This window comes from Streptomyces graminilatus (assembly GCF_001418565.1).
GTDB classification, from domain to species: Bacteria; Actinomycetota; Actinomycetes; order Streptomycetales; family Streptomycetaceae; genus Streptomyces; species Streptomyces graminilatus.
In genome coordinates this window covers 1-23,581 of the sequence record NZ_LIQQ01000130.1, presented here as the reverse complement: position 1 = coordinate 23,581, position 23,581 = coordinate 1, and the positions used below count along the sequence as shown (strand labels likewise).

General features: G+C 70.0%; 20 protein-coding genes. 10 read left to right on the top strand and 10 right to left on the bottom strand.

Features of this window, described 5'->3' with window-relative positions:
• Positions 1-435 precede the first annotated feature (435 nt).
• From AOK08_RS12660 to AOK08_RS45680, 6 genes are all read left to right on the top strand, one after another.
• Positions 436-1,452 (top strand): LacI family DNA-binding transcriptional regulator, encoded by a 1,017-nt coding sequence (locus AOK08_RS12660; protein ID WP_055525622.1) that lies wholly within the window; start codon positions 436-438, stop codon positions 1,450-1,452.
• Positions 1,453-1,778: 326 nt separating this feature from the next.
• A complete protein-coding gene (locus tag AOK08_RS12655; protein ID WP_055525614.1) occupies positions 1,779-2,783 on the top strand; it encodes an ABC transporter substrate-binding protein in 1,005 nt (334 codons plus the stop codon).
• 291 nt (positions 2,784-3,074) lie between these two features.
• Positions 3,075-4,613 carry a sugar ABC transporter ATP-binding protein gene (locus AOK08_RS12650; protein ID WP_055525613.1) on the top strand — a complete coding sequence of 513 codons (1,539 nt, stop codon included), beginning with the start codon at positions 3,075-3,077 and terminating at the stop codon, positions 4,611-4,613.
• Positions 4,610-5,749 (top strand): ABC transporter permease, encoded by a 1,140-nt coding sequence (locus AOK08_RS12645; RefSeq protein WP_055525612.1) that lies wholly within the window; start codon positions 4,610-4,612, stop codon positions 5,747-5,749. The genes AOK08_RS12650 and AOK08_RS12645 overlap by 4 nt, the downstream gene beginning before the upstream one ends.
• Entirely contained in the window at positions 5,749-6,795 is a 1,047-nt protein-coding gene (gene yjfF, locus AOK08_RS12640) for a galactofuranose ABC transporter, permease protein YjfF (RefSeq protein WP_055525611.1), read from the top strand. The genes AOK08_RS12645 and yjfF overlap by 1 nt, the downstream gene beginning before the upstream one ends.
• Positions 6,796-7,005: 210 nt before the next feature.
• Entirely contained in the window at positions 7,006-7,863 is an 858-nt protein-coding gene (locus AOK08_RS45680; protein ID WP_055525610.1) for an SCO2400 family protein, read from the top strand.
• Positions 7,864-7,936: 73 nt separating this feature from the next.
• Here AOK08_RS45680 and AOK08_RS12630 read toward each other — a convergent pair whose 3' ends face one another.
• Positions 7,937-8,374, bottom strand: coding sequence for a MarR family winged helix-turn-helix transcriptional regulator (locus AOK08_RS12630; protein ID WP_055525609.1), 438 nt, complete (start codon positions 8,372-8,374; stop codon positions 7,937-7,939).
• A 97-nt stretch (positions 8,375-8,471) separates the two neighbouring features.
• Here AOK08_RS12630 and AOK08_RS12625 point away from each other — a divergent pair, with 97 nt between their 5' ends.
• Entirely contained in the window at positions 8,472-9,500 is a 1,029-nt protein-coding gene (locus AOK08_RS12625) for an NADP-dependent oxidoreductase (protein WP_055525608.1), read from the top strand.
• 103 nt (positions 9,501-9,603) lie between these two features.
• Here AOK08_RS12625 and AOK08_RS12620 read toward each other — a convergent pair whose 3' ends face one another.
• Positions 9,604-12,189, bottom strand: coding sequence for a M14 family zinc carboxypeptidase (locus tag AOK08_RS12620; RefSeq protein WP_055525607.1), 2,586 nt, complete (start codon positions 12,187-12,189; stop codon positions 9,604-9,606).
• Positions 12,190-12,495: 306 nt separating this feature from the next.
• Between AOK08_RS12620 and AOK08_RS12615 the strand changes: the two genes are divergently transcribed.
• Positions 12,496-13,338, top strand: a complete 843-nt coding sequence (locus AOK08_RS12615) for an EI24 domain-containing protein (protein ID WP_055525606.1) — start codon at positions 12,496-12,498, stop codon at positions 13,336-13,338.
• On the opposite strand, the gene AOK08_RS12610 is transcribed toward AOK08_RS12615, so the two are convergent.
• From AOK08_RS12610 to AOK08_RS12600, 3 genes are all read right to left on the bottom strand, one after another.
• Positions 13,311-14,597 carry a pyroglutamyl-peptidase I gene (locus AOK08_RS12610; RefSeq protein WP_055525605.1) on the bottom strand — a complete coding sequence of 429 codons (1,287 nt, stop codon included), beginning with the start codon at positions 14,595-14,597 and terminating at the stop codon, positions 13,311-13,313. The genes AOK08_RS12615 and AOK08_RS12610 overlap by 28 nt on opposite strands.
• Positions 14,598-14,776: 179 nt before the next feature.
• Positions 14,777-15,754, bottom strand: coding sequence for an aldose epimerase family protein (locus tag AOK08_RS12605; RefSeq protein WP_055525621.1), 978 nt, complete (start codon positions 15,752-15,754; stop codon positions 14,777-14,779).
• 19 nt (positions 15,755-15,773) lie between these two features.
• Positions 15,774-16,691, bottom strand: coding sequence for an SGNH/GDSL hydrolase family protein (locus AOK08_RS12600; protein WP_055525604.1), 918 nt, complete (start codon positions 16,689-16,691; stop codon positions 15,774-15,776).
• Positions 16,692-16,962: 271 nt separating this feature from the next.
• On the opposite strand from AOK08_RS12600, the gene AOK08_RS12595 reads away from it, so the two are divergent.
• Positions 16,963-17,457, top strand: a complete 495-nt coding sequence (locus AOK08_RS12595; protein ID WP_055525603.1) for a DUF3145 domain-containing protein — start codon at positions 16,963-16,965, stop codon at positions 17,455-17,457.
• 293 nt (positions 17,458-17,750) lie between these two features.
• Here the strand turns inward: AOK08_RS12595 and fabF are convergent, their stop codons facing one another.
• The 5 genes from fabF to AOK08_RS12570 form a co-directional block, all read right to left on the bottom strand.
• A complete protein-coding gene (gene fabF, locus AOK08_RS12590) occupies positions 17,751-19,022 on the bottom strand; it encodes a beta-ketoacyl-ACP synthase II (protein ID WP_055525602.1) in 1,272 nt (423 codons plus the stop codon).
• A 115-nt stretch (positions 19,023-19,137) separates the two neighbouring features.
• Entirely contained in the window at positions 19,138-19,386 is a 249-nt protein-coding gene (locus AOK08_RS12585) for an acyl carrier protein (RefSeq protein WP_055525601.1), read from the bottom strand.
• Positions 19,387-19,469: 83 nt separating this feature from the next.
• Positions 19,470-20,465, bottom strand: a complete 996-nt coding sequence (locus AOK08_RS12580) for a ketoacyl-ACP synthase III (protein WP_055525600.1) — start codon at positions 20,463-20,465, stop codon at positions 19,470-19,472.
• 13 nt (positions 20,466-20,478) lie between these two features.
• Positions 20,479-21,429, bottom strand: coding sequence for an ACP S-malonyltransferase (locus AOK08_RS12575; RefSeq protein WP_055525599.1), 951 nt, complete (start codon positions 21,427-21,429; stop codon positions 20,479-20,481).
• Positions 21,430-21,518: 89 nt separating this feature from the next.
• The gene (locus tag AOK08_RS12570) at positions 21,519-22,724 is read right to left on the bottom strand and encodes a PucR family transcriptional regulator (protein WP_055525598.1); all 1,206 of its coding nucleotides are present in this window, start codon (positions 22,722-22,724) and stop codon (positions 21,519-21,521) included.
• Between the two features lie 61 nt (positions 22,725-22,785).
• On the opposite strand from AOK08_RS12570, the gene AOK08_RS12565 reads away from it, so the two are divergent.
• A complete protein-coding gene (locus tag AOK08_RS12565; RefSeq protein ID WP_055525597.1) occupies positions 22,786-23,433 on the top strand; it encodes a pirin family protein in 648 nt (215 codons plus the stop codon).
• Positions 23,434-23,581: the final 148 nt, after the last annotated feature.

Below are 23,581 nucleotides of genomic sequence, written 5' to 3'. Positions count from 1 at the left end.
AATGCTGTCGTGACAGTAAGGACGCTCCGGGTGGGGTGTCAATGGGGCGAACCGACAACCCTGCCCCCGTTCTGGACGGCCGGCGTCCGTTCCCACAATGCCGCAGCGACCCCCTTCCCGCCCGTTGTCCGCCGCGTTATCCAACCGTGACAGGGTCCCTGACGCAGCCCTCTTGACCCCCGTCGATTGTTAGCGCTCACAATGACGTCCGCATTGAACAGTCTTCAACGAACGGTCTCCAGGGGGTATGAGAGCCATGTCGACAGTGCCCCAATTAGCCGTTATCGCCGCCGAGTTGAAGCTCTCCGGAATATCGGCGTGAAACCGACGGCGAGCGAAGACCCGCCCACACCACAGGACTTACCCGCAGACGAACGCCAAGGAGGTGCAGCCGTGGCCCAGTTGAAGCCCCACACACCGCTCCGGCCGCCCACCATGGCCGACGTCGCACGGCAGGCCGGCGTGTCCCACCAGACCGTCTCCCGGGTGCTCGGCGACCACCCCAATGTGCGCAACGAGACACGGGCCAGGGTCTTGCACGCCATCGAGGAGATGGGGTATCGGCGCAACTCCTCGGCCCGGGCCTTAGCGACTCGCCGAACTCTCACTCTCGGGGTGGTCGCTTCCAACACCACCCTCTACGGGCCGGCCAGCACACTGTTCGCGCTGGAGGAGGCGGCACGCGCCGAGGGGTATCTCGTCTCGACGGTCAGCCTGCGCGAGCTGACGGTGGAGACGGTGTCCGAGGCCCTGCACCGGCTCAGCGAGGGCGGGGTGGAGGGGGTGATCGCCCTCGCCCCGCAGCGCCCGGCGGTCGAGGCCCTCACCGAGCTGCGCCATCCCTTCCCGGTGGTGGCCGTGGGCACCGGCTCCGGCGTGGAGATCCCCAGCGTCAACGTGGACCAGCGGCTGGGGGCGCGCCTGGCCACCGGCCATCTGCTGGCCACCGGCCACCGTACGGTCTGGCATCTCGCCGGGCCCGAGAACTGGCAGGAGGCGGTCGACCGCGCCGACGGCTGGCGGGCCACCCTGGAGGAGGCCGGAGTGACACCGCCGGCCCCGCTGCGGGGGGACTGGAGTCCGCTGTCGGGCTATCGCGCGGGCCAGGAACTGGCCGGCTGGGTGGGCCGGGGGCTCACCGCCGTCTTCGTCGCCAACGACCAGATGGCGCTGGGGGTGCTGTGGGCGCTGCGGGAGGCGGGCGTGCGCACTCCCCAGGACGTCGCGGTGGTCGGCTTCGACGACATCCCGGAGTCGGAGTTCTTCGCCCCGCCGCTCACCACGGTCCGGCAGGACTTCTCGGCGGTCGGCAAGCGGAGCATCGCCCTGCTGCTCGACCTCATCGAGGGCCGGACCCCCGCCGGGACCTCCCGGATCGTCATCGAACCCCAACTCCTGGTCCGCGCAAGCACTTTCCCGTACGCTCCCCGGCCGGGCACCGCTCCCGGCTGAGGCGCCACCGACCGGTTGCCCGCTCCGACGACCTCCCCGCCCCACCGGCGCGGCCGAGATCTCGAACGGCGATCGACAGACAGGACGCGACACGACCTGTCCCACCGAACCCCACGAGCAACACCAACCCCACAAGAACCACCGGAACAACCAGCACCACAGGAACCACCAGCACCACGAGCGTTACCGGTAACCACCAGCACCACTGGCACGACCAGCACGACCAGCACCACCAATCCCCACGAGTACTCCCCACGAGTACGGCGAGCACCACGACTGACGGCGGGCCCATCACCGGGCCGGCGGCTCTTCAAAGGAGAAGACACATGCTCAACAGAAGGAACTTCCTCACCGCGGCGGTCGGCGTGGCGGCTGCGACGGGCCTGGCGGCCTGCGCCAAGAAGGAGGAGGGCGGCAAGGGCGGCTCCGGCGGCGGCGACGGCAAGATCGTCCTCGGCTTCTCGCAGGTCGGCTCCGAGAGCGGCTGGCGCAGCGCCAACACCACCTCGGTGAAGGACGCCGCCAAGGAGGCCGGCTTCGACCTGAAGTTCTCCGACGCGCAGCAGAAGCAGGAGAACCAGATCTCCGCGATCCGCAGCTACATCACCCAGGGCGTGGACGTCATCGCCTTCTCCCCGGTGGTCGTCACCGGCTGGGACGCGGTGCTGAAGGAGGCCAAGGCCAAGAAGATCCCCGTGGTCCTCACCGACCGCTCCGTCGAGACCAGCGACGACTCCCTCTACGTCACCCTCGTCGGCTCCGACTTCACGGACGAGGGCCGCCGCGCCGGCAAGATGCTGGAGAAGGTCCTGGAGACGGCCGGACACAAGGGCCCCGTGAAGATCGCCCAGCTGGAGGGCACCACCGGTGCCGCCCCCGCGATCGAGCGCGCCAAGGGCTTCAAGGAGGTCATGGACGCGGACCACGCCTCCGACTGGAAGATCGTCGTCAGCCAGACCGGTGACTTCACCAGGGCCGGCGGCAAGCAGGTCATGGCCGCCTTCCTCCAGTCCAACCCGGACATCAACGTGCTGTTCGCGCACAACGACGACATGGGCATCGGTGCCATCCAGGCCATCGAGGCGGCCGGCAAGAAGCCCGGCAAGGACATCCTCATCGTCACGATCGACGGTGTGAAGGACGGCTTCATCGCGATGTCCGAGGGCAAGATCAACGGCATTGTCGAGTGCAACCCGCTGCTCGGCCCCCAGCTGATGGAGGTCGTCAAGAAGGTCAAGGCCGGCGAGAAGGTCGAGCGCTGGATCAAGACCAAGGAGGGCGACTTCACGCAGGACCAGGCCAAGGCCGCCCTGCCCTCCCGCAAGTACTGATCCACCAGTACTGATCCACCAGTACTGACCGACAAGTACTGACCGACAAGTACTGACCGACCGCACCCATCGGCAGGGAGCCCCCACCCCGGCCCGACCCTCCGCACGGAGGGCGGCCCCGGGGGCTCCCTGCGGGCCTGAACGACATCGCGGGCCCGGGCAGGGAAACCGTGGGCCCGGGCAGGGAAACCGTGGGCCCGGACCGGGAAACCGATGGCCCGGACCGGGAAACCGTGGGCCCGCACAAGATTCACGCCGTGGGCCCGAACAAGAGTCAAGAGGAGCGCTGCCATGGCAGAGCCGCGGCCCGTCCTGGAAATGACGGGCATAGTCAAGGAGTTTCCGGGGGTACGCGCTCTGTCGGGTGTCGACTTCCGGCTCTTCCCCGGTGAGATCCACGCCCTGATGGGCGAGAACGGAGCCGGGAAGTCCACCCTCATCAAGGTGCTGACCGGCGTCTACCCGCTGGACGGCGGCAAGATCGTCCTCGACGGGCAGCCCGTACGGATCGACAGCCCGTTCCAGGCCCAGCAGGCCGGCATCAGCACCGTCTACCAGGAGGTGAACCTCTGCCCCAACCTGTCGGTGGCGGAGAACATCTTCATCGGACGTGAACCCACCCGCTTCGGCCGCATCCAGTGGGCGCGCCTGCGCAAGGACGCGGCGGAACTGGTCGACCGGCTCGGCCTCGACCTCGACGTCACCGCGCCCCTGTCCTCGTACCCGCTGGCCGTGCAGCAACTGGTCGCGATCGTACGGGCGGTGGGCACCGGGGACAGCGACGGCGCCGGAGCCGGCACCAAGGTGCTGGTCCTGGACGAGCCGACGTCCAGCCTCGACCGCGACGAGGTCCTCGAACTGTTCCGCCTGATGCGCAGGCTCAGGGACGAGGGCGTCGCGATCCTGTTCGTCTCGCACTTCCTCGACCAGATCTACGAGATCTGCGACCGCATGACGATCCTGCGCAACGGCACCCTCGTCGGTGAGCACCTGGTCAGCGAACTCGACCAGGTCGGCCTGATCCAGCTCATGATCGGCAAGGAGATGGACCAGCTGGAGGGGCTCCACGAGCACCAGCTCCACGCCGAGGTCGGCGAGCCGCTGGTCGAGGCGGACGGTCTCGGCCGGAAGGGCGGCATCGCCCCCTTCGACCTGGAGATCAAGAAGGGCGAGGTGCTGGGCCTGGCCGGGCTGCTCGGCTCCGGCCGCACCGAACTCGCCCGGCTGCTCTTCGGCGCGGACCAGCCCGACAGCGGCAAGGTCACCATCGGCGGCAAGCCGGTCTCGATGAGCGCCCCGAACGACGCCATCGGCGCGGGCGTCGCCTTCTGCTCGGAGAACCGCAAGACGGAAGGCCTGGTCCCCGACCTGACGGTGCGGGAGAACATCATCCTGGCCCTCCAGGCGGCCCGTGGCTGGATCCGGCCCATCCCGGCCGCCCAGCGTGACGAACTCGTCGCCAAGTACATCAAGGCGCTGGACATCCGCCCCGCCAACCCGGAGGCCCGGGTGGGCCAGTTGAGCGGCGGCAACCAGCAGAAGGTGCTTCTGGCCCGCTGGCTGATCACCCAGCCGAAGCTGCTGATCCTCGACGAGCCGACGCGCGGCATCGACGTCGGCGCGAAGGCGGAGATCCAGAAGCTCGTGGTCTCGCTCTCCGAGGAAGGCATGTCCGTGCTGTACATCGCGGCCGAACTGGAGGAGGTCCTCCGGCTCAGCCACACCATCGGCGTCCTGCGCGACCGCAGGCTGGTCGCCCGGATCGCCAACGGGCCCGAGATCACCCCCACCAGGATCCTGGAGACCATCGCGAGCGGAGAGCACCAGTGACCACCCCGCCCACTCCCACTCCGACGCCCACCCCGGCGCCCCGATGGCGAGCGCTGACGCAGCATCACCTGTTCTGGCCGGTGGCCGTGCTGGTCGTCCTGCTGCTGATCAACGTTCCCTTCACCCCCGGCTTCTTCTCGATCAAGATGACGGACGGCCACCTCTACGGCAGCCTCGTCTCGATCGTCCTGTTCGGCTCGCCGCTCATCCTGGTGGCGGTCGGCATGACCCTGGTCATCGCGACCGGCGGCATCGACCTCTCCGTGGGCGCGGTCGTCGCCATCACCGGCGCCCTGACCTGCTCGTACATCAGCGACCAGGCCGACCAGGACTCCCTGGCCGGAGTCTTCCTGGCCATGGGCATCGGCCTGGTGGCCGCGGTCGTCTGCGGTCTGTGGAACGGCTTTCTGGTGGCCCGGATGGGCATCCAGCCGATCATCGCGACCCTGATCATCATGGTCGCGGGCCGGGGCGTCGCCCAGTTGATCACCGACGGCCAGATCATCACGATCAACAGCGAGCCGTACAAGCTGATCGGCGGCGGCTACTGGCTGACGCTGCCCTTCTCCATCTTCGTGGTGGCGGCGGTCGTGGCCATCACCGTGGCCCTGACCCGCCGTACCGCCCTCGGCCTCCTCGTCGAGTCGGTCGGCGGCAACGCCGAGGCCAGCCGCCTGGTCGGCATCAGGTCGACGCGCATCAAGATCATGGTGTACGTGTTCTGCGCCCTGTGCGCCGGTATCGCGGGCCTGATGATCAGCTCCAACACCTCCGCCGCCGACGGCAACAACGCCGGCCTGTGGATCGAGCTGGACGCGATCCTGGCGGTCGTCATCGGCGGAACGTCACTCCTGGGCGGCCGGTTCTCCATCGGCGGCACGGTGGTGGGCGCCCTCGTCATCCAGACCCTGACCACCACGATCTACACCATCGGCGTACCGACCCAGACCAACCTGGTCTTCAAGGCAGCCGTCGTCATCGTGGTCTGTCTCCTCCAGTCCCCGAAGTTCCGTACGAAGGTCTTCGGCGGGAGGTTCGGCTCCGGGTCCGGCGCGAAGGGCGGCGGAGCGTCGGCCGGCACCCCGGCGGACACCGCCCAGTCGACCGCGGCAGCCCCGAAGATGGAGGTGTCGTGATGAGCACGACCGCACAGCCCCCGCAGACCCAGAACAGCGGCAAGACGGCCACGGGCGCCGCGTCGGCGGCGTCGAAGGCAGCGCGACTGCTCGCCGACCGGCGGCTGCCCGTCGTCGTGACGGCCACCCTCTTCGTGGTGATGTACCTGGTGGGCCTCGGCCGCTACCAGAACTTCGGTTTCGCCGAACCGCAGGTCTTCCTCAACCTGTTCATCGACAACGGCTATCTGCTGGTCGCCGCGGTGGGCGCCACTTTCGTCATCCTCTCTGGCGGCATCGACCTCTCCGTAGGCTCGGTGATCGGCTTCACGACCATGCTCACGGCATGGCTGGTGGAGAAGCAGGGCCTGCCCGTCATCGTGGTCATCCCCATCGCGCTGGGCGTCGGAGCCTTCGGCGGCTTCCTGATGGGCTATGTCATCCACAACTTCGAGATCCAGCCCTTCATCGTGACCCTCGCCGGCCTCTTCCTCTTCCGGGGGCTGTGCCTGGTCATCAGCAAGGAGTCGATCGCCATCACCGACTCCTCGGTGAGCAGCATGGCGCAGGCGCAGGCCCAACTGGGGGTGGGCTTCCTGTCCGTCGGCGCGATCATCGCGCTGGTGGTGCTGGCCGTCGCCTTCTACGTCCTCCACTACACGCGCTTCGGCCGCCGGGTGTACGCCATCGGCGGCAACGAGCACTCGGCCATGCTGATGGGCCTCCCGCAGGGCGGCACCAAGATCGCGGTGTACACGGTCAGCGGCTTCTGCTCCGCCCTGGCGGGGCTGCTGTTCACCCTGTACATCCAGTCCGGCGACCCGCTGCACGCGACCGGCATGGAACTCGACGCGATCGCCGCGGTGGTCATCGGCGGCACGCTGCTGACGGGCGGCTCGGGCTATGTCGTGGGCACCCTGTTCGGCGTTCTCGTCCTGGGCCTCATCAAGAGCATCATCCAGTTCGAGGGCACGCTCAGCTCCTGGTGGACGAAGATCGCCACCGGGGTGCTGCTCTGCGCGTTCATCCTGATCCAGCGGGCCATGACGGCGCGCAAGAAAACCTGAGCGGATCCGGTCCGACCTGATCGGATCTGATCCGACGTGAAGCGGTCCGTCGCGCGCATGCCGTGCGGCGGACCGCTTCGGCGTGTCAGGAGATGGCGCGGAATGATCCACCTTGGCCTCGACCGGGCAAACACGAAACACGGGTTCTTCACGGAATCTTCACAGTTACCCCTAGGAACACTCCGGCGCGGACCCTATTCTTCCCGCGTCATGGACTACTGCCAGCAGTGCCAACGGCACCTCGACGGCGCACTTGTCTGCGCGGGGTGCGGCTCGACGACAGCACCCCTCCAGGTGGACGGCTCGGCCGATGCTGTCACCGAGGCAGTCCGTCCTGGCCGGGCGGCGGCCCGCAAGGCAAGCCGCAAGCGCGGGCGCCGGGCGGGTCGCGGGGCGCCCGGCGCAGCCGTCCCGGCCACGGAAGACACCGACGAGTACGAAGGTGAGTACGAGGCCGAGTACGAGGATGAGGCCGGGGTCGAGTACGAGGACGAGGCCGGCGCCGAAGGCGAGGCCGGGGCCGAGGACGCCGGGCGGGGGAGGGCCGGCCGACGTGAGCGCAAGGCCGCGGCCCACCGGCGGCGACGGAAGCGGGCGGTGCTCGTCGTCGCGGGGTTCGTACTCGCGGCGGGCGGTCTGAGTCTCGCCGAGCTGGGCATCGACGCGCCGGGCTTCAACCCGAACTCCGCGACCTCGGACAGCGAGACGGCGGACGGTGCGACGCCGAGCGAGTCCGACGCCTCGAAGACACCTGGGTCCGACGAGTCGGCCACGTCGGACGACGAAGCGTCGGCGTCGGAGCCCACGTCCCCGTCCTCGGAGGCGTCGCGATCGGCGCCGGCGCACGCGCCGGCGAAGCCGGGATCACCCTCCGCGTCCGCCTCGCCGAGCGGAAGCAAGCACACCCCGTTGCCGCCGACGGGCACGGCACCGGCACCGACGATGAGCGCGTCCCCGGCGCCCCCGACGGACCCGGCGACCCCGACTCCGGACCCGGACCCGACAGCCACGGACCCGACCGAGGAACCGTCACCCTCGGACACCTGCGGAGTCATCCTGTGCCCGTAGGGCTACCTGCGTAGCCGGTGAGGGCCGGGCCAAGGAGGCCTGGCGCACCCTGTCTTTCGCGTGCGACGGCTTGCTACGCCTCCACCATCCGCACCAGCAACCCCCGCAACAGCACCCGCTCCTCCTCCGACAGCCCCGCCAGCGGCTCCCGCGCGAAGTCCAGGGAGTCACGCAGGCTCCGCGCGACCCGGCGCCCCTCGTCCGTGCAGGCGGCCAGCTTCACCCGGCGGTCCGACGGGTCGGGGCGGCGCTCGACCAGGTCCCGGGACTCCAGGCGGTCGACGATCCCGGTGACGTTGGACGGCTCGCACCGCAGTTTCCGTGCCAGTTGCCGCATCGGCAGCGGCCCCAGCGAGAGCAGGCTCAGCAGACGGGCCTGCGCCCCGGTCAGGGAGTGCTGGGTGGCCGCCTCCTCGTACTCCTCGTGATAGCGGGCCACGACCGCGCCGATGAGGTCGACGACCTCCAGGGTCAGGGGATCGGGGCGGCGGGTCTTCTCTGGTGTGGCCATGCTCTCCAGGCTACCCCTTTACTTGACAACATGAAATATTCAGGAGCATTATTGTTTCACGTACTGAAGCATTAGAGCCGCACCGGAAGGCCTCCTCATGTCCGACACCGCCACCCCCGCCCTCCCCACCGTCAGCCGCGAATGGCACCTGGTCAGCCGTCCGGTCGGTCAGCCCAAGGCCGAGGACTTCGCCCTGGTCGAGGCCGAGGTCCCGCAGCCCCGCGAGGGCCAGGTGCTGGTGCGGAACCTGTACGTTTCCGTGGACCCGTACATGCGCGGCCGGATGAGCGACGCCAAGTCGTACGTCGCCCCCTTCGAGCTGGGCAAGGTCATGCAGGGCGGGGCCGTCGGCGTGGTCGTCGCCTCCAACGCCGAGGGCATCTCCGTCGGTGACCACGTCCTGCACTTCCTCGGCTGGCGCGAGTACGCCGCCGTGAACGCCAAGGACGCCGTCAAGGTCGACCCCGAGGCCGCCCCGCTGTCGACGTACCTCGGTGTGCTCGGCATGACGGGCCTCACCGCCTACGCGGGCCTCCTGCGCACCGCCTCCTTCAAGGAGGGCGACGTCGTGTTCGTGTCCGGCGCGGCCGGCGCGGTGGGCGGCCAGGTCGGGCAGATCGCCAAGCTGAAGGGCGCCTCCCGGGTCATCGGTTCCGCCGGTTCGGACGACAAGGTCAAGGTCCTCATCGAGGAGTACGGCTTCGACGCCGCCTTCAACTACAAGAACGGCTCGGTCGCCGAGCAGCTCCGCGAGGCCGCCCCCGACGGCATCGACGTGTACTTCGACAACGTCGGCGGCGACCACCTGGAGGCGGCCATCGGCTCCCTCAAGCACGCCGGCCGTATCGCCATCTGCGGCATGATCTCCGTCTACAACAACACGGAGCCCGCCCCCGGCCCGAAGAACCTCGCCCGCCTCATCGCCACCCGTGGCCGTATCGAGGGCCTCCTCGTGGGCGACCACTACGACATCCAGGGCCAGTTCGTCGAGGAGGTCGGCGCCTGGGTCCGCTCCGGCGAGCTCAAGTACCGCGAGACGGTCGTCGAGGGCATCGAGAACAACCTGGAGGCGTTCTTCGGGGTCCTGCGCGGCGACAACACCGGCAAGATGATCGTCAAGTTCTGAGCCGTCAGGCCCTCTTGAGGGTACGAAACCTTCTTGACGGTACGACCGAGGCCGCACCCCTTGACCATGGGGTGCGGCCTCGGTCGTTGAACCGGAAGGCGGGTCAGCCCGCCGACACGCTCAGCAGCGCCCGCGCCACCTGCGCGAACTCCCCCTTCGGGTGATCCCGGAACATCGGCTCGGTGCCGAACAGCACCGCGTGCGGCCCGCTGACCACCGACGCGTGTCCCGCCGCTGCCGCCGGCCCCCCGGAACCGTCCTGGAACGCCCGCCAGTGCCCGGAGACGAGCAGCTTCCCCGTCCCGTACGACTGGTCGACCCGCACACCCCGGCCCAGGTCCGTGAACCAGACGGGCGCGTACACGAACCCGTGGTCCGGCGCGCCGAGGGTGACCGGACTCCGGCCCGAATTCACCACCTTCACAACGCCGTTGCCGTCCCCGTTGCCCTCGACCGGCTTGGCCGCCAGCAGTCCGGCGGCGGAGTTCAGCGCGGCCCCCTCGGTACCCCGGCCGACCAGCCCCCGGGAGCGGAGGAAGGCGCCGAGTGCCGTACGGGCGGCCGGGTTCAGCCCCTCGTACGCCACGCCCTGCGAGGCGAACAGCACATCCACCCGCGACCAGTCGAAACCGGCGTTGAGGACGGCCGTCGACACGGGTGTGACCTCGAAGTTCATCTCACGCAGAGCGAACAGCTCCCCGGGCGTGACGGCCGCCGCGACCCGGGTGCGCCGCAGCACCGTCGTCCCGGTCACCCTGGTCGCCTCGAAGGCCACGTCGTACGTACGGGCGGCCGTGACCGCCCTCCCGCGTGCCGACGCCGGGACGATCGCACTGCCGTCCGCCGCCCGCCGTACCGAAACCCCCTGCCGCAGCAGGGAGTTGAGCGCCGCGATCTCACGCGGATCGTCCAGGCGAAGCCGCAGCGTGCCCTGCGGAGCGACGAACCCGACGTGCGTGGCGGCGGCGACCCGCCGCAGCGGCAGGCCCGACAGCCGCCCCCTGCCGACCGGTTGGACGCTCGCGCCCCACAGCCGGCCCAGGCTCCAGCCCGAGATGTCGTACATCGCCGACACCTTGGCGCTGATGTCCCGGCCGTCGGCGAGCAGCACGTTCGCCAGCCCGCGCTTCGGCTGGCGCATGTCGACGACGTACGAACCCTTCGCATACGTCCGTCCGCCGAGCCGGAAGGCGTGGCTCGCCCGGGTGACCCTCAGGTCGTTGGCGAGCAGGTGGTCGACCAGCCGGGCGGCGGCGGGCGCGGAGCGCTGGTCCCGGGCTCCGGCCGGAATGACGTACGCACGGGGGAACTTGGCCGTGTAGACGTCCTCCGGCCCGATTCCCGGAACACCAGGGACGGTCGCCGCCGACACCGGCACCTGCGCGGCCCCCGCCGCGCCGCGCCGGAAGACCTCGATCTGGTCGGCGACGAGCGAAGTCCGGTGCTCCCGGACGTAGTTGAGGCTCGCCGTCATGGCCGCCCCGGCCACGGCGACGTTGATCGCGGAACGGCGGCGCAACTCGGCGACCGGCAGGGTGTCGTAGGCCGGGCCGTTGACCGTCAGCGGGATCTCGACGGTGTGCGCGGCGACCGTGCCGTGGAAGGCCGCGTACTGCGGCGTGAAGACCGGCGGCCAGTCGTCCCAGCCCTCCTTCTGGTCCCGGAACGGGATCTGCGCGGGCTCCACGCCGTCCCGACGCGGTGTGTAGCCGAGGCCGTTGACCGCGGCCTCCATGCCGAGGGCGTTGGCGTAGGTGTTCTTCAGGAAGAGGTCGTACTCGTAGTTCTCGCCGTGCGGGGGAGTGGTCGGCTCGATGAGGGTGCCGTTGACGTATCCGTGCAGATCGAGCATGACGGTCGGCTGCTTGTCGATCTCGATGCGCCGCATCGCCCGCCCCTCGGGCTGCGAGGCGGTGACGAAGTCCCGGTTCAGATCGAACCCGTTGGCGTTCTCCCGGGTGCCGGCGATACGGCCGTCCGGGTTGGCGGTGATGTTGAAGTAGATCCGGCTGTGCGCGAGCAGGTCCCGGGTCCTGGCGTCGTTGGCGGTCGCGAGCCGCTCGATCAGCTTCAGGGAGGCGTCGGTGCCCTCCCACTCGTTGCCGTGGATGTTGTTGTTGAAGAAGACGGGCGCCTTGTAACTCCGCTTGACCGCACGGCTCTTGGCGGCGGTCGCGGGCGAGTTCTCGATCAGCTTCCGCATGCGCTCCTGGGCGCGCGTCTGCGCCGCGCTCTCCGGCGCGGTGACCGTGACGAGATACAGCCGGTGCCCGCCCGCCGACCGGCCCGCGATCTCCACACTCACCCGATCGCCCAGCCGCTGAAGGGAGTTCAGCTTCGAGGCGATGGCGTGGTACGGGACCAGCCCCAGCTTGATGGACTTGTCGGCCGGGTTCACCGGGTCGGCGGACAGGGTCTGCTCGCGGGGGTAGCCGCGCCCCCTGTCGGCGAGATCGGCCACCGGTGCGGTGAGGGCGCGTACGGCGGCCCCGGCGGGGGCAAGCGCGGCGCGCGGATCGTCCGGCGACCGGTCGCCCTCCGCCCCCGCGCCCTCAACTCCCGCGCGGGTGACGGGCTTACGGTCGGCGGTGGCGGTGTGGGGGGTGAGCAGGAGCGAACCCGCCGTGGAGACGGCGAGGACGGCGGCGAGCAGAACAGGGCTCGGTGGAACGGGTCTTGTGCGACGCACGCGTACCTTCTCCCATGCTTCCTGTGATTCGGATGTTCGGGTGTTTCCCATGGGTCCTGTGGGTCCCGGGTGGGTCTCGTGGTTCCTGTGTTGCCTGTGGTTCCTGAGATCGGTACGCCGAGATGTACCTCCCCGGCCCAACGCCGACAAGAGTGCCTTCACGCCACGGATGCCCCGGACGGCCGATGCCGAGGGAGCCGGAAGAGGCCGGAAGAAGGAGAAAGAGGCCGGAAGAAGGTGAAAGAGGCAGGCAGAGGGCGAAAGAGGCTGGAAGAGGGCGGAAGGGGGGCCGGATAGAGTTCCCCCATGAGCGATCTCGTGACAGGTTTCCGCTATCTCCTGAAGGGCCAGCGCTGGGTCGCCCGACACGGCAAGCAGTACGGATTCGGGCTGCTCCCCGGCCTGATCACCCTCGTCCTCTACCTCGGCGCACTGACCGCTCTGGCCCTGTACGGCACCGGCCTCACCACCTGGGCCACGCCCTTCGCCGACGACTGGTCGAGCCCCTGGCTCGGCCTCTTCCGCGGCTTCCTCACCGTCCTGCTCTTCGCCCTGGCCCTGCTCCTGTCGGTGCTCACCTTCACCGCGGTGACCCTCCTCATCGGCCAGCCCTTCTACGAGAACCTCTCCGAGAAGGTCGACCGGGACGTGTCCCCCGACGGCACGGCCCCCGAGTCGGGCCTGCCGCTGCACAAGGAGCTGTGGATCTCCGCCCGCGACAGCCTCCGGGTCCTCGTACGGGCCCTGTGCTGGGCGCTGCTCCTGTTCGCCCTCGGCTTCGTCCCGGTCGCCGGGCAGACCGTCGTACCCGCGATCGGGTTCGTCGTCACCGGCTTCTTCCTCACCGAGGAGCTGACCGGTGTCGCCCTTCAGCGGCGCCGGGTCGAACTCCGGGAGCGGCTGGCCCTGTTGCGCGCCCGCAAGCTGCTCGTCTGGGGCTTCGGCACACCGCTCGGGCTGGCCTTCCTGGTGCCGTTCGTCGCCGTCCTCCTGATGCCGGGCGCGGTCGCGGGCGCCACGATGATGGCCCGCGACCTGCTCGGCGAGGAGACCAGGGACTCCTCGGACGACGAGGACGAGAACGGGGACGGGGACGAGAACGGGGCTGCCGGAGCCGGCGTTCAGGAGACGTCGGCCGGATCCCCCTGACCCCCGGACGCGTCGACGGCCACACCCAGGATCGACCGCACCTGGGCGATGATGTCCAGCCGGTTCCGCACGAACTCGGGGTCGGTCACGGACCCGGTCGCCGGATCGGTGTTGCCCGCCCCGAACAGCAGCACGGGCGTGTGCACATGCCCGCCGGGAAGCGTGGCGCCCAGACCGAGCCGGTCGCGCAGCAGGGTCGCCCGGTAGGCGATCTCGTTGGACAGATAGTCACCGCCGCCCCCGGCCCGCGCCGTCGACCCGGCCGTGGGCCCGTTCGCCCGCACGACGGGCCGGGTGCCACCGGCCGGAATCTCGGTCACGCTCGTGTTGTCGAACACCGGGAAGCGCCCGGTGTTCGCGGCGACAATCGCCTTGTACGGCAAGGTCGTTGACGTCCACTGCGGCTGCGACGCCGGGTCGGTGACCGGGACGGTCTCCGTCCGGCCGATGTTGTCGTTGTCCCCGAAGCCGCCCCGCCAGGCCCCGTTGGTCCGCTCCACGTCGAACCGCCCGACCCGCCCCTGGCTCACCGTGGCGAACAGATCGACCTCGGGCAGGTAAGGCCTCAGCGTCCGCTCCACCGTCCCCTCGGTGAAGTCCCGCCAGCGCACCGGGAACACCGCGGTCTCGATCCGCACCCGGCCCTTCGCCGTCTCGATCACCGTGCCGTCGAGGGCGAGCGCGGTGGCCCCGGACGGATTGGAGATCCGTATGTCCGCGTCGAGCGTGAACGGATCGAACCCGGTGACGAGAACCCGCTTCAGCGCCTTGCCAGCCGGGTACCGGATCGACGTCTGCCCGCGCGAGTTACGCTCCAACTCATCCAGAAGCGCCGCCCGTTGAACGGCACTCACCTCGAACGACGGCTCCCACAACCGCAGTTCACGGACCATCCCGAGCCGCGCCCAGTACAGCGGCCGGTCGTCGTCCCGGCTCAGATCACCACCGGCCGGCCCACGCCCCTGCGCCCGGTCGACGGCCCGCTGCCACAGCGACGCCCCTTCGGCCACGACGAGTTCGCGGGCCTCCGCATAGGAGCCGACGCCCCCGAGCGCCCGGGCGAACGCCGGGGCCACGGCGTCGAACCCGGACCGCCGGAGGATCTCCCGGGGCGCCGCCGCGTCGAGCCGCCGCTCCTCGACGGTGGGCGCGGCCGGGGTGCGGGCCGGGGTACCGGCCGCCGAGGCGGTGACCGGCGCCGAGAGCCCCGCCAGCAGTGCGAGCCCGAGTATGCCGATCCGAACACGTGGGGAATTCAAGGGAGTTCAGCCTTCCGTCGCGATGGGGACCCAGGTGGGGGGTGCCGCCGAACGGCGGCAGTATCGCGTGACGGAAGTAGCCGGCGCCAGAGTGGCAGGCGGGGGAGAGGCGCCCGTAGGGACGGGCGCACCCTGGACGCGGCGCCCCTCAGCCCCCGTACACCGGTCTCACACCGATCTCAGTCCCGCACCCCGAACCCGTACACCGTCTCCGAGCGGTAGACGTCCCCCGGCCGCAGCTCCGTGCTCGGGAACTCGGGACGGTTCGGTGAGTCGGGGAAGTGCTGGGTCTCCAGCGCGACCCCGTGCCCCGGCCCGAACGGCTCGCCCAGGTGGTCGGCGGTGTAGAGCTGAAGGCCGGGCTCCGTCGTCGCCACGGTCAGGAACCGCCCCGAGGCCGGGTCGTAGAGCTCGGCGACGTCCGCCGCGTCAGCCGTCCGCCCCTTGTCGAGGACGAAGTTGTGGTCGTACCGGGCACCCACCTCCCGTTCCCCACGGAAGTCGAAGCGGGAGTCCGCCACCGCCTCGACACCGGTCGGGATCAGGTCCGCGTCGACCGGGGTGAAGCGGGAGGCGTCGATACGCAGGGCGTGCCCGGCCGTGCTGCCGGAGTCAGGCCCGGACAGGTTCCAGTACGTGTGATTGGTCAGGTTGACGATCGTCGGCGCGTCCGTGACCGCCTCGTACGCGATCCGCAGCGCCCCGGCCGCGTCCAGCGTGTACGTCGCCGAGACCTCCAGGCGCCCCGGGAACCCCTCCTCGCCGTCCGGGCTCACCCGGGACAGCCGCACCCCGTGCTCGACCGGCTCCGCGTCCCACACCCGCTTGTCGAAACCGTGGGTGCCCCCGTGCAGGGAGTTCGGCGCGTTGTTCGTGGCGAGCCGGTACGTCCGCCCGTCGAGTGCGAAGGCCCCGCCCGCGATGCGGTTCGCGTACCGGCCCACCAGCGCGCCGAAGTACGGCTCCGGGTGCGCCAGATATCCGGCCAGGTCGGGGAAGCCCAGCACGATGTCCGTGAGCCGCCCCTCCCGGTCCGGAACCTCCACCGACTGCACGATCCCGCCGTACGTCAGCACCCGCACCCGGACCCCGGCGCGCTCCAGCGTCCAGCGGTGGACGGGGGTGCCGTCGGACAGGGTGCCGAAAAGTTCGTTCATCTGGGCCATGTGGAAAACCCTAGGTCACGGACTTCTTGGCGGTGACCCCGCGGTACGCCATCTCGGCCAGCCGGGCCTGGCCGTCACGGCTCGGGTGGAACCAGTCCCAGGGGCTCAGCTGCCGCGCCCCGAAGTCGTAGCCGAAGACCGCGCCCCCGTCGAACCGGCACAGCCGGTACCTGGCGCACACCTCCCTCAGCACCGAGTTGTACGCCTCCACGCGCTCCCGCACCCTGTCCCGCCGCGCGGTCGCCGCCGCGTCGACCGCGTCCGGGTCGGCCAGCATGGACTGGCAGATGCCCAGCTCCCACACCGCCTTGCCCACCTCGTTGGTCCGCCCCCGCGACCAGAGCCGCTTGAGATCCGGCACGCTCACCACGTACACCTGGCTCTTGGGCGCGCCCGTCCGCAGGGTCCGCAGCGACTTCTCGAACGACGACCGGAAGTCCGCCACCGGCGTCATCTCCGCCGCCGACGTCCGGCACGCGTCGTTGGCCCCCGTCATCACCGTCACCAGTGCGGGCTTCCGGGCGGCGGCCCTGGTCATCTGGGCGGGCAGATCGGCCATCCGGGACCCGCTGACCGCGTAGTTCCAACTGCGCGAGGCGGCCCCGGCCGCCCCCAGCAGCCGTACGGCCAGACTGTTCACGTCCTTGTCGGCGCCGGTCGCCCAGGACACCTCGGGGCAGTCGGACAGCACCGAGCAGGCGTCGAAGCCACGCGTGATGGAGTCGCCCACGGCGGCCACGGAGGCCGGACTGCTGTCCCACACGGGCCCCGGGCGCGCCGACGGCTTCGCCTTCGCGCGTGTGCCGTCCGGAGCCGGGGACGTGCCACCCGCGGCGTCACACCCGGCGACGCCCAGCATGGCCGCCGCCGCCACGACGGAGACGACCGCCCGCGTCCCCGCCCGTGAACGGTGACTTCGTTTGCGCATCCTTCGGGTCCCCTCGGTCGGTGTGCGACGCCCCTCGCCCATAACAACGCACGACAGTTCCCGAACCGAAAACAACTAATGCGCCAAACACTGCAACGTCGCACACCCGTACAGGCGTCCCCCTGGGTGAATGGTGGGCGTTTCATGGCATCGGGACCGACGGTACGTCACACTCCTTGCGCCGCCGCACGGTAGCCTCGCCATCAACGCGACGGCCCACCGCCGCCGCCCAGCCAGCCAGTGAGATGTCCCGTTCTGCCCGGAGGTTGCAGTGACGACACGTGGAGTTCTGTACGTGCACTCCGCGCCGCGCGCGCTGTGCCCGCACGTCGAGTGGGCTGTCGCCGGAGTCCTCGGCACGCGCGTCAGCCTCGACTGGACCCGCCAGCCCGCCGCACCGGGCACCTGGCGCTCCGAGTTCTCCTGGAAGGGCCAGGTCGGCACCGCCTCCAAGCTCGCGTCGGCCCTGCGCGGCTGGCAGTTGCTCCGCTTCGAGGTCACCGCGGAACCCTGCGCCACCGCCGAGGGCGAGCGCTACAGCTGCACCCCCGACCTGGGCATCTACCACGCCGTCACCGGCATGCACGGCGACATCCTCATCCCCGAGGACCGCCTCCGCGCCGCCCTGACCCGCTCCCAGCGAGGCGAGACGGACCTGGAGGCCGAGTTGGCCAAACTTCTGGGCAAACCCTGGGACGACGAACTCGAACCGTTCCGGTACGCGGGGGAAGGCGCTCCGGTGCGCTGGCTCCACCAGGTGGTGTAACAGGCGTTCAGGGGAGCTTGCCTAAGGGGCGCGAGGAACTGCGCGACCAGCCCCCACCGGCCCGCACTCAACAAACAACGCCAAGTGCCACGAGCAGTTTTAGGGGCGCGGGGAACTGCGCGACCAGCCCCCACCGGCCCGTACTCAACAAACAACGCCAAGTGGCACGAGCAGTTTTAGGGGCGCGGGGAACTGCGCGACAAGCCCCCACCGGGCCCGCACCCGACGAACAACAACAAGTGGCCCGAACTCCATTCAAGGAGTCCGGGCCACTCGCCGTTCACGGCAGAAGGTCACACAGACCTGAACGCCAGCACCACGTTGTGCCCACCGAACCCGAACGAGTCGTTCAGCGCGACGATGTGCCCGTCAACAGGCAGCTTGCGAGCCTCGCCCCGCACGATGTCCGCGTCGGCCTCGGGGTCGAGGTTGTCGATGTTGATGGTCGGCGGCGCGACCCGGTGGTACAGCGCGAGCACCGACGCCACCGTCTCGACCCCGCCGGCCCCGCCGAGCAGATGCCCGGTCATCGACTTCGTCGCGGACACGGCCATGTGGTCCACATCGGCGCCGAACACATTGCGCAGCGCCTTCAGTTCGGCCACATCACCCGCGGGGGTCGACGTCGCGTGCGCGTTGACGTGCACGATCTCCGCGGGGTCCAGCTCGTTGTTGGCGAGCAGGTTCCGCAGGGCGGCGGAGATACCGCGCCCGTGCGGCTCCGGCTGCACGATGTCGTGGGCGTCGGCCGAGATGCCCTGGCCGACCGCCTCCGCGTAGACACGGGCCCCGCGCGCGGCGGCGTGCTCGGCGGACTCCAGGACGACGATGCCGGAGCCCTCGCCCATCACGAAGCCGTCGCGAGCCGTGTCGTAGGGGCGGGACGCGGCCTGCGGGTTCTCGTTGTTCTTGGACATCGCCATCATGTTGCCGAACGCGGCGATGGGCAGCGGGTGGATGGCCGCCTCCGTGCCACCGGCGATGACGACGTCGGCGCGGCCGGTGCGGATCATCTCGATGGCGTAGCCGATGGCCTCGGCGCCCGACGCGCAGGCGGAGACCGGGGTGTGCACGCCGGCGCGGGCGCCGACGAGCAGGCCCACGTTGGCGGAGGGGCTGTTGGGCATCAGCATCGGGACGGTGTGCGGGGAGACGCGGCGTACGCCCTTCTCCTTCAGTACGTCGTACTGGTCGAGCAGAGTCGTGACTCCGCCGATGCCGGAAGCGATGACGGCGCCGAGCCGGTCGGGGTCGACGGCCGGGTTCTCGCCCTCGCCCGCCCGGTCGGTGAAGCCTGCGTCGGCCCATGCCTCCTTGGCGGCGATCAGCGCGAACTGCGCCGACCGGTCAAGGCGGCGGGCCTGCGGTCGCGGGATGACCTCGGTCGGTTCCACGGCGATCTGCGCGGCGATACGGACGGCCTGCTCGGCGGCCCACTCCTGCTCCAGGGGACGGACACCGGACTTGCCGGTGACCAGACCCTCCCAGGTAGAGGCCGCGTCGCCACCCAACGGTGTGGTTGCGCCGATACCGGTGACGACCACGGTGCGATTGGTCGGGCTCACGGGAATTCCTTCTCCAACGTTACGGGAGGACAACCCCCGCGTAGGCGGGGAGAACGGCGCCACCGCCGGGCGGCGGGGCTGAGGGGGGCCGGCCGGAGGGCCGGCCCCGTCAAGGTCAGGCCTGGTTCTTGAGGATGTACTCGGTGGCGTCGCCGACCGTCTTGAGGTTCTTGACGTCCTCGTCGGGGATCTTGACGTCGAAGCGCTCTTCGGCGGCGACGACGACCTCGACCATGGACAGCGAGTCGACGTCCAGGTCGTCGGTGAAGGACTTGTCCAGCTGGACGTCCTCAACCGGGATGCCGGCGATCTCGTTCACGATGTCGGCGAGACCGGCGACGATCTCTTCCTGAGTGGCGGCCATGGCAGGCGCTCCTTCTTGTGTATCTATCCAGAGAGGGTTGGCGGTTGTCCCCGTCCCGGATCCGATGATCCGGTGCGAGGTGCCTAGGGGAGGGTAACGACCGTCGCTGCGTATACGAGACCCGCCCCGAAGCCGATGACGAGCGCAGTGTCGCCGCTCTTCGCCTCGCCGGTCGCCAGAAGCCGCTCCATCGCGAGCGGGATCGAGGCTGCCGACGTGTTGCCGGTGGTGCGCACGTCACGAGCGACCGTGACGTGCTCCGGCAGTTTGAGTGTCTTCACCATCGAGTCGATGATCCGCTCGTTGGCCTGGTGAGGAATGAAGACGTCCAGGTCGTCCGGGGTGATCCCGGCCGCGTCCAGCGCCTGCTGGGCGACCTTCGCCATCTCGAACACGGCCCAGCGGAACACCGCCTGGCCCTCCTGCGTGATCGCAGGAAACTTGCCGGAACTGTCGTACTCGTTCCACGGTACGGTCTGTTTGATCGTGTCCGACTTGTCACCTTCGGAGCCCCACACGGTCGGACCGATGTGCGGTTCGTCGGAGGGGCCCACGACGACCGCGCCCGCGCCGTCCCCGAAGAGGAAGGCGGTCGCCCGGTCCTCCAGATCGGTGAGGTCGGACAGCCGCTCGACGCCGATGACAAGTACGTATTCGGCCGACCCCTCGACGATCATGCCCTTGGCCAGGGTCAGGCCGTAGCCGAAGCCCGCGCAGCCGGCCGAGATGTCGAACGCGGCGGCCTTGGCCGTACCGAGCTTGTCGGCGATCTCGGTGGCCACCGCCGGGGTCTGCTTGAAGTGCGAGACGGTCGCGACGATCACTCCGCTGATCTGCTCGGCGGTGATCCCCGCGTCGGCGATCGCCTTGCCGGACGCCTCCAGGGACATCGCGGCGACGGTCTCCTCGTCGGAGGCCCAGTGCCGGGTCTCGATGCCGGAGCGGGAGCGGATCCATTCGTCGGACGAGTCGATCGTCTCCAGGATCACGTCGTTGGGCACGACCCTGACCGGCCGGTAGCCGCCCACGCCCAGGATGCGGGCGTACGGGGCGCCCTTACCGGGCTTGATCTTCGGCATGCTCGGGCTCCTTTCAGGCGCCCGCCGCGTCGGCGGCAGAGGTCAGGGACGCGGCGAAGAGCTCGCGGGCGGCGTCGAGATCGGCGGGGGTCTTCAGGGCCAGGGTCTTCACCCCGGGCAGGGCGCGCTTGGCGAGACCGGTGAGGGTGCCACCCGGGCACACCTCGATCAGCGCGGTCACACCCAGCTCCTTGAACGTCTCCATGCACAGGTCCCAGCGCACCGGGTTGGCGACCTGGCCGACCAGCCGGGCGAGCACCTCGGAGCCGTCCGAGACGGTCTGCCCGTCCTTGTTCGAGACGTACGTGATCCGCGGGTCGCCGGGCGTCAGCGAGGCGGCGGCCGAGGCGAGGACGTCGACGGCGGGAGTCATGTGGTGCGTGTGGAAGGCACCGGCCACCTTCAGGGCCACGACCTTGCGCACACCCTCGGGCTTGTCCTCGACGAGAGCCTCGATCTGCTCGGCCGTACCGGCGGCGACGATCTGCCCGGCGCCGTTCACGTTCGCCGGGGTCAGTCCCAGCTTCTCCAGATGCGCCACGGTCACGTCGTGGTCGCCGCCGAGAAGCGCCGCCATCCCGGTCTTCGTGACGGCGGCGGCATCGGCCATGGCCAGACCGCGTTTGCGTACGAGGGTCAGGGCGGCCGTGTCGTCGAGTACGCCCGCGAAGGCCGCGGCGGTGATCTCGCCGACGCTGTGACCGGCGACGGCGCCGGGCGTGAGGTCACCGTTCATGGCACCGAGTGCCGTGGCGGACAGTATCCCGGCCGCGACCAGGAGCGGCTGGGCGACAGCGGTGTCGCGGATCGCGTCGGCGTCGGCCTCGGTGCCGTAGTGGGCGAGGTCGAGTCCGATGGCGTCGGACCACGCGGCGACGCGCTCGGCGGCACCGGGCAGCTCGAGCCAGGGAGTCAGGAAGCCGGGCGTCTGGGCGCCTTGGCCGGGAGCGACGAGTACGAGCACTCTCACACTCTCTCTTGGGGACGGGCACGGCCGCCCGTGGGGACAAGGACGAAGAACAGCAGGGGGTTTTGTGGAACCCCGACAAGACCCTAGGGCTGGAGATCCCCGTCGGCCAGGCGCCCCAGGATCAGTGCGATCCGAAGTGTGAATGCGGATCGTACATCTGAAGGTGACCAACCGGTGACGTCAGTCACACGTCGAAGCCGGTAGCGCACGGTGTTGGGGTGAACGAACAGCATCCGGGCCGCGCCCTCCAGACTGCTCGCCTGTTCGAGATAGACGGCGAGGGTCTCCAGCAGGGCGGATCCGGCTTCCTCCAGCGGTCTGTAGATCTCCTCCACCAACTGGTCGCGCGCCCAGGGGTCACCGGCGATCGCGCGTTCCGGAAGGAGATCGTCCGACAGCACAGGACGCGGCGCGTCCTGCCAGGCGGAGCACGCCTTGAGCCCCGCGGCGGCGGCCTGCGCGGACCGGGTGGCCGCGAGCAGATCGGGCACGATCGGCCCCGCGACCACGGGTCCGGCCGCGAAAGGCCCGATCAGCGACTTGGCGACGGCGAGCGGATTGTCGTTGCCGCCCGCGATGACGACCAGCCGGTCGCCCAGCACACCGGTCAGCACCTGCACCTTGGTGTGCCGGGCGGCCCGCCGGATCGCCTCCACGGTCAGCTCGCTGTCCTCGTCGGGCGCGGTGCCCAGCACCACGCACACATGGTCGGGCGAGTTCCACCCGAGCGCGGCGGCACGCGAAACGGCCCCCTCGTCGGCCTCGCCACTGAGTACGGCATTGACGACGAGCGACTCCAGCCGGGCGTCCCAGGCACCCCGTGCCTCGGCGGCCTGGGCGTACACCTGTGCGGTGGCGAAGGCGATCTCCCGGGCGTAGACGAGCAGCGCCTCACGCAGCACGGACTCGTCGCCGGGAGCGGCCACCTCGTCGATGGCGCTCTCCATGACCTCGATGGTCGTACGGACCATCTCGACCGTCTGGCGCAGGGTGATGGCCCTGGTCAGCTCGCGGGGAGCGGTACCGAAGACATCCGTGGAGATGGCCTGCGGGGCGTCGGGATGCCGGAACCACTCGGTGAAGGCGGCGATACCTGCCTGGGCGACCAGCCCGATCCAGGAACGGTTCTCCGGGGGCATGGCCCTGTACCACGACAGCGTCTCGTCCATGCGCGTGATCGCCTGCGCGGCGAGACTCCCGGACGACTTCTCCAGCCGCCTCAGGGTCGCCGGGTGCGGGTGCTCTGGACGTGCGGTGGGCTCGGGGCGGTGGGATTCGGGTTCGGGCACGGAACAAGACTGCCTTATCAGGACGGGCGTGTGCGGCGTCGGGTCTACGGTGGTGTGCGTGATGGACGTACGGCGCGCGCACGAGCGCTATCCAGGGGGCGATCGGGCAGCCGGTGTCGAATCCTGGCACGCCTTCTCCTTCGGGCCCCACTACGACCCGGGCAACCTGCGCTTCGGCGCGCTGATCGCCTGCAACGAGGAGCGGCTCGCGCCCGGCGCGGGCTTCGACGAACACCCGCACAGCCACACGGAGATCGTGACGTGGGTGACGGAGGGGGAGCTGACGCACCGCGACTCGACGGGCCGGGAGACAGTCCTGGTCGCCGGGGACGTACAGCACTTGAGCGCGGCGTCGGGGGTACGCCACACGGAGCGCAACAACTCCAACTCCCCCCTGACCTTCATACAGGCCTGGCTGACCCCGCTGACCCCCGGCGGAACCCCGGCCTACGAAACGGTCCACGGCCTCGCGGACTCCACTCCGTACGCGGTCCCGCAGTCGGGCGCCCTGCTCCACGTCCGTCACCTGCGACCGGGCGAACGCGCGGCGATCCCGGACGCGGCGCACGTGTACGTGCACGTCGTACGGGGCGAGGTGCGTCTGGGCCCGGAGTCCCTGACCCCGGGTGACGCGGCCCGCCTCACCGGAGCGGAGGGGATGGAGGCGGTAGCGCTGACACCGGCGGAACTATTGCTGTGGGAAATGTGACCGCCCCGGGGGCTCCGCCCCCGAACCCCCGGACCTATGCCCATCCACCGCCGCTTTCAGCCTGTCCGGCGTTTGAGGACGAGGCCGTTCAGGCCGAAGCGGGGGTCTGGGGGCGGCAGCCCCCAGGTACTGCCCCTTATCCACATAT